This window comes from Thalassotalea sp. Sam97, from assembly GCF_041379765.1.
In the GTDB taxonomy this organism is placed as follows: Bacteria; Pseudomonadota; Gammaproteobacteria; order Enterobacterales; family Alteromonadaceae; genus Thalassotalea_A; species Thalassotalea_A maritima.
This window is the reverse complement of record NZ_CP166919.1, coordinates 244929-264083: the sequence shown is the minus strand read 5'-3', so window position 1 is coordinate 264083 and position 19155 is coordinate 244929. Positions and strand designations below refer to the sequence as shown.

The window sequence follows — 19155 nt, the reverse complement described above, 5'->3', positions numbered from 1 at the left end:
TCAATGTATCTTACAACGACAGAAATAAAAGACCTACTTGGCATAAGCGACTGTCATTTAATGCATGAGCGCGTAAAGGGGAATCTAGAATTCGTAAAAAAAGGGAGCAGATTCCTTTATAAGGTCGATGATATTACTCTTGTTAAAAAGCATGACTTGGCAAAACGTGTTATCAACTGGTATGAGAAAAAACATGATTTTGAGTTAAGTAACTTTCCAGAAACAAGTCTATCTGTAGAAGCTATAGCTACATTATTGAAGTGTATTTTAATACCCATTGAAAAAGAGCTTGGCACTATATTTATCACGTACGGATTTGTATCAGGCAAATTAAATACTTTTATACAAAAGAATAATCCTGTAGGGACTTCTCCCTCGATAGATCAACATTCAAGTCATGAACATAACGCTAAGCACAAAGTAATATGCAAGCGAGGAGGAGTAGCTAGTGATTTTTACGTAACCGGCTACGAAAAGAATATGGACCGTGTGGTTGACTTTATTGTCAACAATTTAGAATTCGACAGAATCTACTATTATGGAAAAGATAGACCTATTCATGTAAGCGTAAGTCACGAAATGCATCGCCACCTACAATTAATGTCTTTAACAAAAGATGGTAAAAGAATTCCTAGCCGAAAAGCTTATGGTGATGAAGCTATTAAACTTATAAAGGATTTATTGTGATGGATGCAAAACTATTTTCTGAATTAGTAGCACAAATAAAAGTCGGAAAGAAACTACCTGATTCTATTTATTTTCATAAGGATGCATTCAAAGATACTCCACAAGTATTAGTAAAAGTTATCCAAAACATCGCGAAGGCTTTAAAGATTGATGATAATGATTGGAATTTAGTAAAAGTATTTAAAAATGATTTTCGAATCTCTCTATTAAACTACCCTAGCTTCTTCGAAGATTCATACCCTTGCCTAACAAAGAGTGTGAATATTGATTTATCAAAACTTAAACATCGCGTGACTGACTATTCTGACACTGACAATCCTCCAATACTCCATAGAAAAGAAACCATGGTCCCTGAGGAGCATGAAGCATTTGAAACCTTCAAAATGATTACTGAAGAAGGTGAAGCCGCTGGCCTTTATGAAAATAGCCGAGTTATAGGCTTTAAAAATTCATGGGAAAGAATAATAGCAAAACATGGCTATGAACTAGTGGATGGAAGGCTTTTCAGATCCTCAGCTGTTCAAATTGACATTGATAATAAAAAAATAGATCGCCATAAAACAGCACTAGTTAGGCACGAACTATCAGCTCCAATGAAAAACTTAGCTAAACATGGTTTTCTAAATGGAGACTACTCAATTTTTGATTACGGCTGTGGTCGAGGGGATGACCTGAGAGAACTTGAAGCTCATGGTTTAGATGCCATTGGCTGGGACCCGAACTTCAGGCCTGACACAGATAAGCTACTTAGTGACATTGTTAACATTGGATATGTTATCAATGTTATTGAAGATCAGGATGAGCGTATAGAGGCTATTCATGGCGCCTGGGAGCTAACTGATAAGATGCTAGTTATATCAGCAATGTTGGCTAATGAATCATACTTATCTCAGTTCACACCTTATAAAGACGGTGTTATTACCTCAAGGAATACGTTTCAAAAATATTTTAATCAAGCCGAATTAAAAGCATATATCGAGAGCATATTAGATGCTGAGGCGGTAGCTGCCTCGCCTGGTATATATTATGTATTTAGAGATAAGGAGCTAGAACAGCACTTCCTCCAAAATAGGAATAAACGGCATTATCAGTGGCAGCAAAAGACGGCTCCTTCCCCAGCGAATGCAGAGATAAAAAGGTTATTGTTTACAAAGAACTCAGACCTATTAGAGTCATTCTGGCTGACTTGTTTAGCTTACGGTAGATGTCCTACCAAAGGTGAATTTTCTAAGACTAAAGAAATCAATGAAATAATTGGCTCAAATAAGAAAGCTTTTCAACTTGTATGTGATTGGTATGACGTAAGTGAATTTGAAACATCGGCGAAGATGCGTAAAGAGGATTTAACCCTATATTTCGCTCTAGAGCTATTTGGAAAAAGAAAGCCTTATACACAGCAACCAGAAGATCTAAAAAGAGATATTAAGGTTTTCTTTAATAATTACACTACGGCACAAAATGAAGCTAAAGCTCTTTTATTTTCTATATCTGATGTTGCTAAAATTTCGAAAGAATGCATGAAAGCCAATGATTACCTCCCTGCATCAAAGTTAAACTTTGAAAATGGGCAACTTCACTCTTTAACCTTTCATAAGACGTTTTTGGATTTATTGTCTCCACTATTGCGGATATATACATATGCCGGACTTCAGCTTTATGGGGATCTAGATGATATTCAGTTAATAAAAATTCATATCACCTCAGGTAAATTGACTTTGCTTGGATATACAGGCTTTGATGACACACCGCTACCTCAGTTGAAAGAAAGAGTAAAAATTAAAATGGTAGATCAAGATGTTGATTTTTTTGATTATATCAATGAAGCCAAGCGACCTTTGTTACTTAATAAAATTGAATACATCGATGACAGTTTTGACGACTTTAAAAAACAAAAAAACTTTAATCAAAAATTATCTAAAATTTTTGAGAGGCTAGGGTTGGCCGCCGACTTGTACTCCGTAATGAACAGCCTCTTCTTGGCAGATATTTTATCAAATCAATACAAAATCAAAGGCTATAGATTCTATAAGTCATAAATCAACTTTACTTGGCCATTAGTCATTGAAATAAACCCCTGTGAAATTAAAGCAAACTCTCACAGGGGCTGGAGCGAACTGTTTAAACTATATAGTGATCTCCTAAGACCAATACGCAATTACTTTGTCAACTAAATCATCAAATACCGATGATTCAGTAAATCCAACTTGAATAAAATGAGTCTCACCCTCTGTCTTAACTATACCATGACCATAACCTAATAAGTTCTCGGCTCCTGGCTCACCCAAGATAATTTCTGAATTTTGATCCCTATCAACTTTAAGAGCAATTTTGGTGTCCAAATTAGCCCGAAGTAAAGGGAAAACTACATCCGCGCTCGGTCTTTGAGTTGCTAAAATCAAATGAATACCAGCCGCGCGGCCTTTGGATGATAGTTTAACTATGATATCCTTCGCTTGTTCTTTAAAATCCTTATCTAATATCCAATCTGCCAATTCATCAAAAAAAACGACTTCGCGTGACATTTGATTATCAGGGTATTTTCTATTGTGAGCCTCAAAGTCTCTAACCCCTAGTGTCATTAGGCATCGATATCTCTCATTCATTAATTCTTCTAGTTCTTGAAGCCGTGACACTGCCGTATCTTTATCTAGTACGACAGGATGTGCTAAATGAGGGGCTTTAGTATAGGCAATAAATTCGACTTGCTTTGGATCAAACAGCCTTAACTTTAAGTGACTAGGAGAGTTAGTCATTAATAAATCTACAATCATGTTATTCATCAATATAGATTTACCTGACTTCGTTTGTCCTCCAATTAATGCGTGCGGACTAGCACCATCAAGTTTAAAGAATACGTTTTTATTACTAAACTCATTTAATCCTAAAAGAACTTTATTATTAAAATCACTCTCAATCGTCTTCGTTCGTTCCTCAAGTGAAGCCTCCAAAAGATCTCCAAAATAAACCTTTTCACGCTCTTTGCGATCAAATACTAAAACTAACACGCCAGGATCTGGATAAACTTGTCGAAGAGAAAGCCCTACCACAGATAAAAAGCTATCCTTTAGTTTCATAACCTTAGCAGGGATAAGATTGACGCTACCTTGCAATTTCACAACTATTGAGTTTGGTGTAAGCGTACACTCTTTAAATACTGATGGTAAATTTTCATGAGAAAATATTTCCCGAATCCCTCCTTTAACTTGATCGATGTCGAGACTATGTTCTTTTTCTTCGCTATTTTTTTTCAGAAGATGCACACATGACTGAGTTATGTCTAATGCTGATTTCAGGGAGTTATTCTGAGCAGCAGAGGTTTCAGCTGGTTGGGATTCGGGTTGAGGTTTAAGACAATCAGTATCAGGATCTGATAATTGCTCGGATTCGTGCTCACCGGAACTATGAGCCGAACCAAGCACGCCATTAGCACCCGGCTTATTTATAATTGCAGCTTCATCAACCTCTCTACCTATATCAATATCTTTCGGACCGATTTCCTTTCTTCTATTGAGCCTCAATGGGATAAAATTTAAACTTTCAAATATGTCTAAATCAAAGTTAGGATCAATCATAGCTCTAAAAATAGATCTAGTATCTGTAGAGCTAATACTAAGCTGCGTTAAATAGTCTTTATTATAAAGCTCAATGCTCTCTGTTGGTTGAGTATCATTATTGTGATGAAAAACAACTGAGATCCCATACACATTAACATTTATACGGAGCTTGTTCTGAGAAATTAACTCATAAAAATTGAATTGATTTGGAGAGAATCTAAAGCGCCCGATGATAAACTCATAAAATTTATTCATCCAATAAACAAAGTCAATATTTTCGGACGAATAAAACATTGACTGTAACAATTCAACAGTAGACTTTACTTGCTTACGTGATTTCTCTGACTGCTCATCAGAGCCTCGAGTTAACTTTGATTCACTAATTAAAATATTAATAGTTGCTTTTTTATTTTGATCAACTGATATGTAGATACCTAGTAAATCTGAAATATAATTTACAACTTGTCCTATGGATTTGAATACATCATCTTCTATTGATGACTTAAACCAACTCATATAGTCATCTAAGTGAATCCAAAATATTGGGGATATTTTTTCATCGCCCTCAAATAACTTATCTAGTAAGAAAGTTGCACCTGCTGTCCCTACAATATCATGCGAAAAATTTCCATTGCCAACAGAGCGGAGAAGAGTATCTCCACTAAACGAATTCGCTAAATTAAATACCTTATCAACTAGAGCGTATAATTGGTCGGGATGAACAAGGCTCCAGGATTCTATATCATTAGCTAAACTTCTTGTTATATGATGAGTTTCCTTATCTGTAACAATTGCCAATGAGCGTTTGCTTCCCTCTCCTTGAATATAACGTAAAACCCTTCGACTATTATCCGTATCAATACGCTGACATGCTGAGAGCGTTTCCTTATTTAGCAAGTAATCATAAATAACTAACCAGTTACATTTACTTAAGCCTTTAGATATTTCTTCAGTTAAACCTGAGTTACTAACTTCCCTACAAAGTGAATCTTCCGGTTGCAGCCCTTTTACATGCATCATAGCAGAATGAAAAACTGAACCTATACGATCCTGAACATGATTATTGAGAGAAAATAATACTTTTTTGGAAATAGGATCTGAAGGAACTTTCCTAGAAGCTAAATACTCCCAATTAAAGACACCTAGTTCTTGATAGTTGTATTTAGGGGATGAGCTTGCCACTTTATTATGCGCAAATAAGGGATCAAAATTGTAGATAATATCAATTTCACCATCCTCAATATCATCTAGCTTATTGACTACACGTATAGTGATGTTCGAATCAATTTTATTATTTTCAAAGCTTTCACAAATAGTCTGGTATATCGTATCTAAAGCGTTTCTATCATCACACGTAACACCTAAAGATATCCATAATTGCTCTTCTTGGTTTTCAATTAACCTCAGTAATTCCTCGTATACAGTTAGAATATGTTCATAAGATAATAAGCCGATACAAAGAACCTGGAGATGGTGTCTTTCATTTGGATAAGTCTCTAAGAATTTAGTAGTAGTCGCATTAACCACAGACTTAATTTCTGTTTCTTTAATTGCATTTTTAGAGCTACTAATATTTCCATATTCAAAATAACCAGCATTAACGTTAGTGCATATTAAATCGATATAATTATTATCTCGCATTTTTTGGAAATAAAAGCTCTTACCATGACTTTCGAATAGCTCTGTCAATACCTTAGCAAGTACACCATCGTTTTTGTTACCTACCCCTAGCCTCTTTTGTCTAAACCTGTCAGCTATCCCTATTAACATAGAATTTCTTTGAGATTGCATTAATAGACTGTACGGTGACCAAGGTAAATATACAGAATAATTTTTATTCTCTGTAACATTTATCGTATGGGCCGAAAGTAGCTCGTATAAAAGATCTCCTGTTTTTTCTTTTGATATATTTAGTCTTAAAATTGATTGAATCAGTTCTTCTAATTGCTTTCCAAATGAAGTTAGATCTGAGCATAGAGGGCTGTCTAAAACTGATTTTAAAGAATTTATCCAACCTTCAACAAAACTAGCGTATAAGCCTTTAACATTATCTAACTCTTGCGCAGAAATATAACTATGGGCTTGTAACTCGTCGAGTGTTTTACTAAACAAGTCGACTTCTTTGTCTAGTTTCTTAACTACGCACCCCTTTTTTAAACTAGAAGCTACAGCTAAAAACATATGGACATTATCTATTGTTGGAGTACTCTCCGAGCGCTTCAAAAATAGAGGATCAAGAGATAGCTGGTGCTTATGAAAAAAGCCTTTTCTGTCTTCTACTTTTGGAAAATCTATATATTTAGAAGATTCAAATCCATGTGGGTTGAAAATCCATTTTAACTCCCAACTATCAATTATTGTTTTCTCACACGAAGCAGAACGTCTTAAAACACGAAATGAAAGTTCATTCGCCGCTTTACCATCTCTCTCTTTCTGATCTTTTTTATCCGGAGGAGTATCAAATAATTTAACGAATGGTTTGCCTAAATCAAGTTTAAAGTTATCACCAAATAAGCTCCAAAACTCGTTTAAGTCTTTATACTCATGATTGAAGTATTGAAGTGCTAACCAGTTTTTACGCAATAAGCTGTTTTTCGTTCTGTCTTTTGAAAGCTTTAGTTCGATAATATCGCTATCTATGCCATTAATTAATATAGACTTGGAGAGAACTGTCAGAAGCCCTTCTATCAGATTTCTGCAAACAGTTGTTTTAGATGTTGTTATCTGTTTCAACCATGCCTTATCAAGAGCTGAGTTAATTGATATTTCTTTAGTGAAATTAAAATAAAATTTTCTTAGTTCATTTATATCGGGTTTAGGCTTTCCAATATCAATTAATTCTAATAACTCAAGTTCTTCTTCGCTTACCGATACATCGCTATCAATCAAAAACGATTTAGTACTTTCACCCAATTTAAACTTAGGTTTAGCGCTCTTAGCTTGGAGAACAGATGAGTATGGATTCATCGAGTCAAAATTACTTTGTAACTCATTTTTATATTTTATCGCCGAATTTTCGTCTCCAGAAAAATAGGATTCAAAATAGTTTTTAACTACATTACAAAAATCATCATAATCATTCGTTGAATCTTTTATATGTCTAATATTTGCTCTTATCTCGTCAATATCTATTTCTTTATCCCTGTGAATCGCTCGCCACCAATCTATATCTTTAAACAGTGTTTTGCTTACCGTACTACGAAATACTTTGCGATATGCCCCGTTAGCATCTTTCAATACCGTAAACTCATTTAAGCGATTTATTCCCCCAAGATGAGTACAATTACGTCCTAATGCATCATAAAAAAGCCCATCAGTGATAGTGGAATCGATAACAGCTTTTATAAATGCATCTATTTTATCAATTTCAATAAAGGGTCTGTTATTCCAGTTAGGATTAGTTAACTCAAAAACAAATTTAGAAAGACCTTCAACATATTGCTCTAAAAATGCGATGGAATTCTTATGCTGATCTTTCGCTATTTTGATCCACTCTTTTAGTTCAGTGCGCTCGAATACAATGCTTTGATCGATCCCTGTGACTTGTTCGAGAGTAGGCTTGATTTCAGCTATAAACATTAAACAATAGTAATTCCCCTCACGGTTTCTTTCGTGAGCTAGCTCAGAGAAATCATACTTTTGTCGAGCTACACTCGAATAGTGTTCGTGATTTTCTACTGCAATTATGAAGCCTTCTTCAGATCCCAATGGCTTTAGCTCAAATTCATTCAAATTTATCAAATTGCTGATAATTTCATTGACAAGCCGGGAGTCAAACTCTTTAAATATCAACCTTCCTGGCACCCCATCACGTTGATTATTTTTTTTCCAATTTATATAATCTTTTTTTATAATTGCATAAAAGTATTGTGCTAATGATCTCAAACCGAGTCCTCCTTGTACGGATTAATGACATAGCTGCACGCATCAGATAAATGTCTTAGCATGCCCATTTGATACAATAAACTCGCTAAATTTTTTACGTTTCGATTTAAGTCTCGCTGGATCAACTCGAATGAGTTATTTGGAGGGATATCGACAAAGATAAAGTATCTGCTTTTAAGTTCATTGATAAAAGTTTTAAATTCTAGTCTCTTATCATTTCCCAAAATAGTGACTACAAGAGAATGTAAAAAATCTTCTGTTAACACGTACCTGTAACTTCTTGTATTCTTTTTGGATAACAACCCTATCTCCCTAAAGCATATATTGGGGTAATTGGATATATGATTTGCTAAATAGGACTCTGCTGCAGAGAGCTCCTCTTTAATAAGCTTAAGTCTTTCAGGCTCAGATAAATCATCAGTATTTAAATAATCTTCGTAGAGCCTAAAGATGTTGTCCTTTACTAGAGCTAGTGAGCGTTTAAGATTATTCCTTTGAGTAGAAATTGATTGAATAGAAGTTTTACGGATACTGTTCGTCACTTTAGACATAACCTCTACAATATAAAAAGGTCGTCTAAGTTCTTTTGGGTTAGATTGATTACTATACGTATCACCGATCGAGTAAATATAATTGCCAACATGAAACCCGACCATATCGATCATTACCTTAATTTTGTCAAGTTTTTCAAGATCTAAAGACATAATACCTGAGATATCGCGCCCGAAATTATCGAAGATATCTAATGCTGTATACGGTAAAAAGCCCAACTCTTTTCTTTTCTGCTCAGACAGAGGAATCCTCTCTTCTTTTCTTACAAGAAGATTCGCTAATTTGGTAAAAGCATTTTCTCCCTCTCCTAACCACTCTTCAAAGCAAGACTCTAACCGAGCTTTTGTATCATCCCCTGCTCTACAAAGCATTAGGTATACAAGCTCTCCTCCTCGTGCGAAAAATCGACGATCTTCTGTTCCGTTCTTGTTATCAAAATCACACCAAACATAGTCAATCGAAATTGGGTATATGAACTTTGAAGACCATCTTTTCTTCGACAAAGGATCAAAAGTTAACGAGCATAAAATTTTAATAGCGTTATAAAAGCTCTCAAAAGAAGAAAAATTAACACGAATATGATTAATATCCTCTTCATTAAAGCTAAATAAGTCATTTTTAATGGAAGTTAAGTATTCAAACTGTTTTTCCCATTTTTCACTATCTGTCAGATCTGAACTTTCCAAGGTTTCTAGAATTTCATTTTGATATAACAAAATTCTTAATTTAAAAAACTGCCTATGTTTAAAGTATAAAGTTGTATTAGAAGGCGAAAAGATATTTTCAATTAATCCATGCTTCTTAGCTTGTAATTGGCTTTCAATGACGCATAGCAACTCGAAAAAAAGAAGTGCGGGCGTTTGATCACTTCTAAATCTATGCCCCCATATATTTTCGATTATTGGGATATGCTTCACACCATATTTGTTTATCAATTCAGGCGAGTAATTATGTAAACTATCCATGATTCACCTTTAATGTTGATGGTTTAAAGTCACCATCTTTGATGGTATATGTTTCAAGCCTATTTATAGAAGTTCTGCTTATCTTATGAATTTGCGTGGCTAGTTTTGATCTAAATATCAGTAGTTTTTTGTAAAGTCGTGGATTAGTTGTATTGGGTGGAGCCCCTGCTGCTACTTCATACAAAAAGTCAAATAGCTCTACTGTGAGGTTTAACTTTAAAGAGGTTTGCCGATCTATTACGAAAACTACTTCGGGTTCAATACGTGCTCCATCTAACTGAAAATCGCCTGTGACTTTACTTATGTATATATCGCGGTCTCTAATTTCGTCAGCATGAAAAATTGAAATTGGTGTTATTGATCCTTGCCCATTTTCTGGAATATACAATCTGTCTTTGCCTGATTGTTCATTGATATAGCGACCATGAAAAACTCTATTAAGTGCTAATATAATTAGCGAGATAACATCAAAATCTTCACACCTAGTAGATAGCTGCAACTTTTCAAAGATTCTATCTTTGTAATAACCAAAACTACGATATTTTTGAAGCAAAAAAGCTTTCGGATCCTGACTCTGATAGCAATAAGCTTGCATCCGTGAACGCCTTATGACAGCCGACCATAATTCAGGTTCGACCTGAGCTTTCTTGGTCGCCTTAGCATTGACAATATCATTGAAGGCATCGAGTGGAAGTTTTAATGCTCGTTCCGACTCTTCCTTTAAATAGTTATCCCAATAGTTAGTAGAAAGCTCCCCAAACATCAATTTGTTAATTTCAGAATAGGGCCTATAGTTCAGCATTTTATGTGGACCAAGGTTCATACCCCAAAAGCCAACTTCAATACTAGTATCCGAAAAGTAGTCGTTTATATTGTTAACTTTGGATACTCTAAGACAATTAAAAACAGAGTGATTAAGATCTTCCGAACAAGTTTTCAACGATTTAGGTTTTGGTATCGCAGATAAAATAGTGTTAGTCGCTAAGTTCAAAAGCTCTCTAATTGTAAAGTGCTCATTATTCAACTGAAGTAAAAGAATAATATTGCTGAGGTTTTCACGTACGGTTTTACTCGTTTTAAGAAGTTGATATTTGGAGTAAATCGGGCATTGGTTATTTTTTTTGCCGTCACAGTCGTTACAACCTTCCCACCCCGCATGTCCTACTATTTCATTTATAATTAGTGAAAAGTTATCTTTGGCATTTAACTTAGATAAGTTAATTAACTTTATAAGTTCTTGTCGGTTACAGTCGCTGAAACCTAGATTAATTTTATCTTCAATAATTTCTTTTAGTAAACTTGCTGTTTTTTTGACTTCCTCGCTCCTTGCACGGCTTATGTAATTGTCAATTTCTTCAACTAAAATCCCATCATTAACTGCTATCAATATTGGCTTAGAAGCTTTACCTGCAGTAAGTACATCGATTAATTGTTCAATGACTTCAAATTTTTCACTTTGTAACTCAGAAAAGTCCTTTACAATTGTTCTGTCTTCATTACAAAAATAGCTACGAGCATTCCAGTCGTCTTCATTAAATAAGTCACCGTCAATTTGCTTAACAATATCCCTACATAGTTTAGTTTTACCGTCTCCGGCTGTTCCTGTAAGAATAATAACGCCCTGACTATCCTTGGAGTTAAATTGCTGAATTATTTGACCTTGCCATTTGAAGTCGATATTTAAAGGTCCCTCTAAACCAAGGCTGGCTGCAACCTTTCTAACGTATTCATCTTGAATTTGATTCTTTCCTTGGCAATAACCCTCAAGGTATTTTATCCATGCATTAACTTTCCAAGCCATTTGAATTCCTATTACATAACATGTAAGTTATAAAAGTTTTAATAGAGGCAATAGCAACTAACTATTACTAATCTAATTTGGACGAGCTGAATGAGCAAAAATTCAGCTCCAGCCAATACTCTAATGTATCTTTAAAAGCACGCCATTAATACTGGTTATTTATACATATATCAACAAAAAAACTCTTTATTACATTAAGCCTTCACTATAGTATTATCTCTGGATGATTCCTCCAGAGATAGTGAGTTGCAATGAAAGCTAAATTTACAGGTCATGATACCTTTCCCCTACGATATGGATGGCTATACAAGGCTGTTAACCACTTGAATTCAGGTGGAAAATTACAAACAAGCAAGGAAGAAGAAACACAACAAGCAATTATTGAGCTTGGTGTGGGTAAAAACATGGTTAATGCTATTCGCTATTGGGCCGAATCAGCTGGATTACTAAATAGTAAAAGAGCACAATCAAGCATTGATTATATTACTTCGGTAAATGGCAATTACCTCTTTGACGATGAGACTGGAAAAGACCCCTATTTAGAGCATATAGGCTCTATTTGGCTTATTCATTTCTGGCTTTGTTTTAATGATAAAGAAATGACTGCTTATAGATATTTTTTCAATATTTTCAATGGTGAGTACTTCGAAAAACAAGTGTTGCTAGCTCATATGTCAGATGACATACCTAAGCTTACACCTAGTGATAGCTCGATCAACGATTCAACTATTCAAAAGGATATTGATACTTTTCTCAATTCCTACAGCAAAAAACATGTCACTAAATCAGGAGATGAAGAGCAGTTCAACTCTCCTCTATCCGAGCTATCTCTTATTCAAGAAAGTGGAAAGAACTACTACCTAAGTGACCTTAATAGCAAGTCAGATCTGCCTATTGAAATATTTATTTACGCTCTACTTAAGTTTGTTCAAAAAGAATCAAAAGTATCTAAAGTTTCAAAAGTAAATTTTAAATCTTTGCTTCTGGACCCTTTATCTCCAGGAAGAATCTTTAGGCTTTCAGAACAGGGACTTGGTAAGAAGTTAGATGAAGCCCAAGATTACTCAGCAGGAAACATATCTTGGATCGATTCGATGGGATTAAGACAAGTTTCCGTCGAAAGTTCTTATCTAAATCAAGAGCAAAGCGTTTTAGACAGTTATTACGAAGGATCAAAAAATGACTAAGTTATTAGTAGAAGTTAAACAAAAATATAAAAGCTCTACTCGAATCGATAGTCAGTTAGAAGATAGTAAAAAATTCATTGATAACTTCATTCTTCACGGCACGGCTATAAACGTCCTTGAAACTATTAGCCGAGACTTCTCAGGTAGCGAACAAAGAGCTTATACTATTACCGGTCCTTATGGCTCAGGTAAATCTACAGTAGCATTATTTTTATCTTTATTATTGTCTACAAATAAAGATGAAAGGGAATATGCTGAAGATTCCTTAGATAGTGCTGAAGGTCTAAGATCGCAATTTCCTAACCGTTTTAAGATTACTAAGGGCTGGAAAACTATCAAACATGTATGTGCTATGGAATCTCCCGCACATTCAATACTTTACACTGTAGCAACATCACTCGGTATCACAATAAACAAAGAACAGATTAAAAATTATTCTGATATTGAATGCCTAGAACTTTTAAAAGAATATTTAAACTCAAAAAAAGTACAAGAAGATGGTGTATTAATATTATTAGACGAAATGGGCAAGGCCCTAGATTTCTGTGCAAGTAATAATAAAGATCTATATATTTTCCAGCTTCTTGCGGATATCGCTCAACAATCTGATAACAACATCGTAATTATTGGTTTCCTGCATCAGTCCTTTACAGAGTATGCTAAAAATAAAGAATCTAAGTTGCAAGAAGACTGGGCTAAAGTGCAAGGTCGGTATAGAGATCTTGGCTATAACCCATCTGTAGATGAATCATTGTTCTTGTTAGGAGATGCTATAAGCAAGTCTTCTATGTTGCTTGACGAAGTATTAGCAAAGCAAAGCAAAAGTTTAGTGAGCATTGTAAATAACTCTTTCAAAAGCAAGACTAGAAACACCTCAGATTTATATAAAACACTACCGCTGGATCCTTTGGTTAGTTTACTCTTAGGTCCTATTTCCAAGCGAAGGTTTTCACAGAACGAGCGTAGCCTATTTGGATTTTTAGCATCACATGAAAAGTATGGTTTCAGAGAGTTTCTTTCTGAGTACTACACAAAAGAAAGCAAAGGTTATCAACTATACACCGTAGACACCCTTTGGAATTACTTACACCATAATCTCTATCATGTAATTGTTACGTCATCAGATAGTAAGGCGTGGCTAGAAAGTTGTGATGCAGTCGATAGAGCAGTAAAGCAAGGTAATAAATTACACGCGTCTATCGCAAGAGTTGTAGCGTTACTAACATTGTTTGGTTTCAATCAACACTTTCATTCTACCAAAGAGTTTTTAGAAAATTACTTCGAGCAGAAGGGTTTCAAAAAGGCCGCTATCACTAAAGCAATAAAAGAGCTTGAATCGTGGACAGTAATAATATTCCGTCCAGCTCACAATGGTTACTTCATTTTTGAAGGTAGTGATATTGATATTAATATGTTGATTAAGCAGCAAAAAGAAAAGCTAGAGTCAGGTATTGATTGGACAACGGTGTGTAACTTAACCGATAGCGTATTAGCAACATCTCATTATCATAAAACGGGCGCGATGAGATGGGCTAACAAATTATTAATTAATAAAGTTGATAATAAGTTACTGACATCAATTAACTTAACCCCAAGACATGGAAAACTATTCTTAAACTTTGTACTAGCAGTAACTGATAAAGCGTACGATGAACTAGTCAAAGAAGCAGCTTCAAATAAGTGTGTAGTTATTGGCAAGTATTCGACAATTAATCGATTAAAAGATATCTCTATCGAATTAATAGCTCTGGAAAAAGCGAAAAAAGAAGAAGCTTCTGTAGTACGAGATAAAATAGCGTTGAAAGAGCTTGATTCTAGGATTATTGCTTTTAAGCAGCAGCTATCTCATGAATTAGACAGAGCCTTTGCTAATGCTGATTGGTCATATTTAAATAACAAGCTTACAAAGCAACCAGTCTCTTCAATCGCATCTTTGGTTGCAAATAAAATATTCAACAAGTCGCCAATCATTATTAATGAGTTAATTAATAAAAATAAGCCATCCGGCAGTGCGAATGCTGCACTTAAAAAGCTACTTAGGGCTATGTCTGAGAATGCAGATGAACCTAATTTAGCGTTACCTGAAAAAACTTTTCCTGCTGAAAAAGGCTTGTACTTTTCAGCATTAAGCAATTTTGGTTTGCATGTGCCAGATCTGGAAAATAATGGCCTTTATAAATTTGTTATGCCTTCGGATAAACAATCACGTTTACTAGAACTGTTTGAGACAACCCTAAGTTATATAACTGAAAAAAATGGCATCGTTAAGGTTTCTGATATATTTGAACTATGGCAAAAGGAACCATTTGGAATTTCTAAAGGAGTCATTCCTGTTTGGCTTTTAGCATTTCTTCAAGCAAATGATCACCACTTAGCTTTTTATGACTATAACGGAGTTACGAGCAAGCCTACCTTCATAGATGGAGCTGATGAAGAGTTCGCTATGAAACTATTCAAGCAACCGCACTTGATTGGAGTTCAGGTAGTTAAATTAGATCTCTCTACAACCGGCTATCTAAATGAGATATCTTCCGCTTTGGAGTTACCCGAAAAAGACAGAACTCCACTGATTATCGCCCAAACATTGGTAGCATTTTATGCCGAACTTTCTCCTTGGACGAGAAACACAAGAACATTAGATAAAGTGCTGTTGAAGTTCAAAGATGAAACAAAAGTAGCTTCAGACCCTAATGATTACTTATTTAATAAGTTACCAGCGATATTTGGAAAGAATACAAAGCTTTCAGACATTAAATCTGACGATTTCAGTAATATTTTTGAGCAACTCAAAAAAGCTCATGAAAAAGAGCTGTTAAAATTTGAGAGCAGAATTAAAGAATATATCGCATTCAATCAGCATTTAGTTAAAAACTGTAAAAAGGTCGCTACTTTTACGACTCACTCAAAGGTTCAAACATTTGCTTTAAGGTTATCTGAGTTCGCTAGTTCAAATAATTGGGTTTCTGCGATCATTTCACTATTGTCGGGGAAATCCGAAAGAAACTGGGATGATAATGCAATCTCTAAGGCCAATTCTGAGTTAATAGAAATTATTGAGCGATTTAAGAAAGACCTTTATTTATCTGATTTTGGCGATATTGATTATAAAAATGTCAAAAAAGATTTTAACAAACAGTTTAATGAAATTGATAGCAAACTTAGTTCATTAGAAATAAAAGAAAAGAAAGCCATCTTAATGACTATGTTAGATGAACTAATGGAGGCGTAAAGACATATCATGGAAAAAACTTTACACGTATTGGGACTGTCTGGCGGTAAAGATAGTGCTGCCCTCGCGATGTATATGCGGGACAATTATCCCGAATTGGACATACAATATTACTTCACTGACACAGGTAAAGAGTTGCCAGAGGTTATCGATTTTGTGAATCGACTCGAAGGTTACGTCGGAAAAATTATTGATCCTTATGAGGAAGTTTTTAGTTCAAATCGAGAGAAAAAAGATTTTGATTATCACTTAAGGCAGCATAAAAACTACTTACCTTCGCCTCAAGCGCGGTGGTGTACTATCCAGATGAAGTTGGTTCCATTCGAAAAATGGATTCAGATGAAAATGGAAAAAGAAGGCTATACTAAAGTGGTATCCTATGTAGGTATTAGGGCTGATGAGCCAGCTCGCGATGGCTTTTTAACTAACACCGTTACGTCCGAATACCTGACAATTAAGATGCCATTCAGAGACGATGGGCTAGATAGAGATGATATATTTGAAATATTGAGAAAAGCCGACCTGCTAGGTAATGAAGAAGAAGTTATCGAGTACCGTAAATTATTCATTAATTCCGCAACAGGAGAGCCTGTAGAGCCCTCAGAAGAAGATAAGATGGCCTTAATGGTTCAACTTTTAGAAAAACGTTCAGTGAATCAAGCGAATCATTCTACAGAGCTTCAGCCAAACTTAACTCCCGAAACTTTATTAAAAATAGTAGAAGCTAAAGATGAAGGTAAACCGGGATATTATGGCTGGAGATCCAGAAGTGGTTGCACCTTCTGCTTCTACCAACAAAAAATCGAATGGCTAAGGCTAAAAGAAATTTATCCTCAAGCATTCGAAGAAGCAAAGTCATATGAGAAAAAAGCAGAAGAAGATAAAGGAGATGGTACGTTTTACTGGCTAGGTAAAGGCACCCCTCTATCCACGCTTGAAACTGAAGAACGACGAATAGAAATCATCGAAAACCATGAGTTAAGAGTCAAACGTCTAGAGAAAAAATTAAATCGACGTGCAAACTTACTTAGAGCAAAAGTAAAGATATCTGATACAGAGCGAATGGACGAAATTTATGACGAAGTTGAAGGTGGTGGTGCTTGTGTCACTTGCTATAAGTAAAAGGAATTAACTAATGCTCGAACGTTCTCAAGTTGATTTCCCTATGTGGAGAAAGAAGGTCGATTCAACTTTGATAAAACATGGTTGGACGCCTATTCCCAAATGGTTAAAGAAGTTTTGGAATATTGATAAGTCATTTGAGAATGTTCGCTCTAAAGGTGCCCCTGAAGCAGAGGTTGACGTTATTTTTAATAAAGTAATTTATTCAGGCCAAGTTGCTAAAGTAAAAAGACCCGACGGTTATCAGTTCCGCTTATACTTTAATGATGAATTAACAACTGAGCTTAGAAAAACCTATCCAATGACTTTGATGCGAAGTCTTGAAGCAGAGTTGTCAGAGAGCCTAAATCATAGAGCAGTAGAAGAAAAATTTCATTTTGGGAGTTTTTAGACATTGAGTTCGACTTTCAAAATAGAAAATTCATATTAAAAGCGCATTACCCGTTAACTCCTCAGTTCCCAAATCTATTTCAACAGCTCATTAATTCAGCACCGTTAAAAAAAATTAGTGCGGATAAACTAGATAAAGATACTTTGAGTATTCACAAACAAGATTGGAGACAATGGGCTGATTATAAGTTTGAAATCGGTGCTTACAATGTTATTTACATGCTTCTAGATGACGTCAACAAGCTCATTTATGTCGGCGAAGCTAGAGATATGGTTAAGAGATTTAACGCTCACAACGCTAGCCAAACGACATGGACTCATTATAAATACAATGTATTACCTGACTCATTAGAACCTTATAGAGTTTCAATAGAAAGAATGCTGATTCGTGATCTTGCTTGTTTATTGAAAAACGAACAAAACATTAAAACAATTAATATCTCAGAATATAAATTGATAAACCGCAAAATTGATCAATAAGATTTCAATAAGTAAAAGTATTTATAACTAACTTAGTCGTTTTAATTCAGAACACAACCATTCTATTTTTTTATCATCGATATCGAGTGGAAAACTAATTCTAAATGTTTTATCTGCAAGAGTCCTGGTTAAACCTATAGAAGTTAAAACATGGGATGGCTCAATCTCTTTTGATGAGCAAGCAGATCCTTGGGCAAGGCAAAGCTTATGTACATTGTCTCTTACTAATGTTTCAGTATCCGTATCTGGAAATGTTATAGAAATACAGTGTGGTACAGTGTTCAAACCGTTAACCACATGATTAATACCTAACTCTTTCAATTTATTTAAGAGTACTTCCTTTGCTTTTAGGGATTCAAATTCGGCGTAATATGAGCTAAATTTTTCTATTGCCTTACCAAAACCTAGTATCAAAGGAGCAGGAACAGTTCCTCCCCGAACTCCTTCTTCTTGTCCTGCGCCGTGTATAACTGGTTCTAGATTCTTCTGTCTAAGATCCCTGATATAAACCGCACCAATCCCTTTAGGGCCACCAATTTTATGAGCAGAAAATGACATAATATCAACATTAAGATCATCAACATCAATATTGACCTTCTTGAAGCTTTGAGCAGCATCTGAATGAAATAGAATACTGTGCTCAAAACACAATGCTCCAATTTGCTCTATAGGGTTTATCGTGCCTAATTCGTTATTTACATGCATTACAGAAACAAGTGCAGTATCTGGTCTTAATGCTTCTTTTACTGACTCAACGGTTACTATTCCGTCTTTATTAGGCTGTACATAAGAAACCTCAAATCCTTCTCGCGCTAAATATTCCGTTATGGCAAATATACATTTGTGTTCGATTTTTGTGGTTACGATATGTTTTTTCTTCGTACTTAGCTCCCGCCCTAAAAGAAGACTCTTAAAAGCGATATTGTTAGATTCGGTGGCTCCACTAGTGAAAACGATCTCACTAGGATAAGCTCCGATTTCATTCGCTAACTGCTCTCGCACTTTATTAATATGCCGATTAACTTGTTCACCGAGCATATGATTGGAAGCTGAATTCGCATATTCAGTATCAAAAGCTAAAGCTAAACATTCCTTAACCTCAGGTAGCAGCGGGTATGATGCGGCAGTATCCAAATAAATCATAAGTGTATTAATTAAGTATATCGAACGTAGATTGTATCAATCTTTCCAAATTAAGCATCTAATTAATCGTTAAAAAGCCAAAAGCCGTTAACAGTACTAGAAATTAAAATAATAAAAGTGTCTACATTACTTTGGCCAAAAAATGCGAATGCTAACTTTG

General features: G+C 35.0%; 11 protein-coding genes. 7 read left to right on the top strand and 4 right to left on the bottom strand.

Annotation, left to right across the window (positions count from 1 at the left end):
- Positions 1-3 precede the first annotated feature (3 nt).
- On the top strand, positions 4-687 hold the full coding sequence (locus tag ACAX20_RS01125; protein ID WP_371187842.1) for a hypothetical protein: 684 nt from the start codon (positions 4-6) through the stop codon (positions 685-687).
- Complete coding sequence (locus tag ACAX20_RS01120) at positions 687-2723, top strand: DNA phosphorothioation-associated putative methyltransferase (RefSeq protein ID WP_371187840.1); 2037 nt, start codon at positions 687-689, stop codon at positions 2721-2723. The genes ACAX20_RS01125 and ACAX20_RS01120 overlap by 1 nt, the downstream gene beginning before the upstream one ends.
- 102 nt (positions 2724-2825) lie before the next feature.
- On the opposite strand, the gene ACAX20_RS01115 is transcribed toward ACAX20_RS01120, so the two are convergent.
- The 3 genes from ACAX20_RS01115 to ACAX20_RS01105 are packed head-to-tail and all read right to left on the bottom strand — an operon-like array spanning position 2826 to position 11444.
- A complete protein-coding gene (locus tag ACAX20_RS01115) occupies positions 2826-8126 on the bottom strand; it encodes an FtsK/SpoIIIE domain-containing protein (protein WP_371187838.1) in 5301 nt (1766 codons plus the stop codon).
- Positions 8123-9643, bottom strand: coding sequence for a hypothetical protein (locus ACAX20_RS01110; protein WP_371187836.1), 1521 nt, complete (start codon positions 9641-9643; stop codon positions 8123-8125). Before ACAX20_RS01110 ends, ACAX20_RS01115 begins: the two co-directional genes overlap by 4 nt.
- Complete coding sequence (locus tag ACAX20_RS01105) at positions 9636-11444, bottom strand: hypothetical protein (RefSeq protein ID WP_371187834.1); 1809 nt, start codon at positions 11442-11444, stop codon at positions 9636-9638. The genes ACAX20_RS01110 and ACAX20_RS01105 overlap by 8 nt, the downstream gene beginning before the upstream one ends.
- Before the next feature lie 251 nt (positions 11445-11695).
- Between ACAX20_RS01105 and ACAX20_RS01100 the strand changes: the two genes are divergently transcribed.
- From ACAX20_RS01100 to ACAX20_RS01080, 5 genes are all read left to right on the top strand, one after another.
- Positions 11696-12631, top strand: coding sequence for a DUF4007 family protein (locus tag ACAX20_RS01100; protein ID WP_371187832.1), 936 nt, complete (start codon positions 11696-11698; stop codon positions 12629-12631).
- A complete protein-coding gene (locus ACAX20_RS01095) occupies positions 12624-15860 on the top strand; it encodes a hypothetical protein (RefSeq protein WP_371187830.1) in 3237 nt (1078 codons plus the stop codon). Before ACAX20_RS01100 ends, ACAX20_RS01095 begins: the two co-directional genes overlap by 8 nt.
- 9 nt (positions 15861-15869) lie before the next feature.
- A complete protein-coding gene (locus ACAX20_RS01090; protein ID WP_371187828.1) occupies positions 15870-16982 on the top strand; it encodes a phosphoadenosine phosphosulfate reductase family protein in 1113 nt (370 codons plus the stop codon).
- A gap of 13 nt (positions 16983-16995) precedes the next feature.
- Complete coding sequence (locus tag ACAX20_RS01085; protein WP_371187826.1) at positions 16996-17373, top strand: hypothetical protein; 378 nt, start codon at positions 16996-16998, stop codon at positions 17371-17373.
- 143 nt (positions 17374-17516) lie between these two features.
- The gene (locus ACAX20_RS01080) at positions 17517-17852 is read left to right on the top strand and encodes a GIY-YIG nuclease family protein (RefSeq protein ID WP_371187824.1); all 336 of its coding nucleotides are present in this window, start codon (positions 17517-17519) and stop codon (positions 17850-17852) included.
- A 27-nt stretch (positions 17853-17879) separates the two neighbouring features.
- On the opposite strand, the gene ACAX20_RS01075 is transcribed toward ACAX20_RS01080, so the two are convergent.
- The gene (locus tag ACAX20_RS01075) at positions 17880-18995 is read right to left on the bottom strand and encodes a cysteine desulfurase family protein (RefSeq protein ID WP_371187822.1); all 1116 of its coding nucleotides are present in this window, start codon (positions 18993-18995) and stop codon (positions 17880-17882) included.
- Positions 18996-19155: the final 160 nt, after the last annotated feature.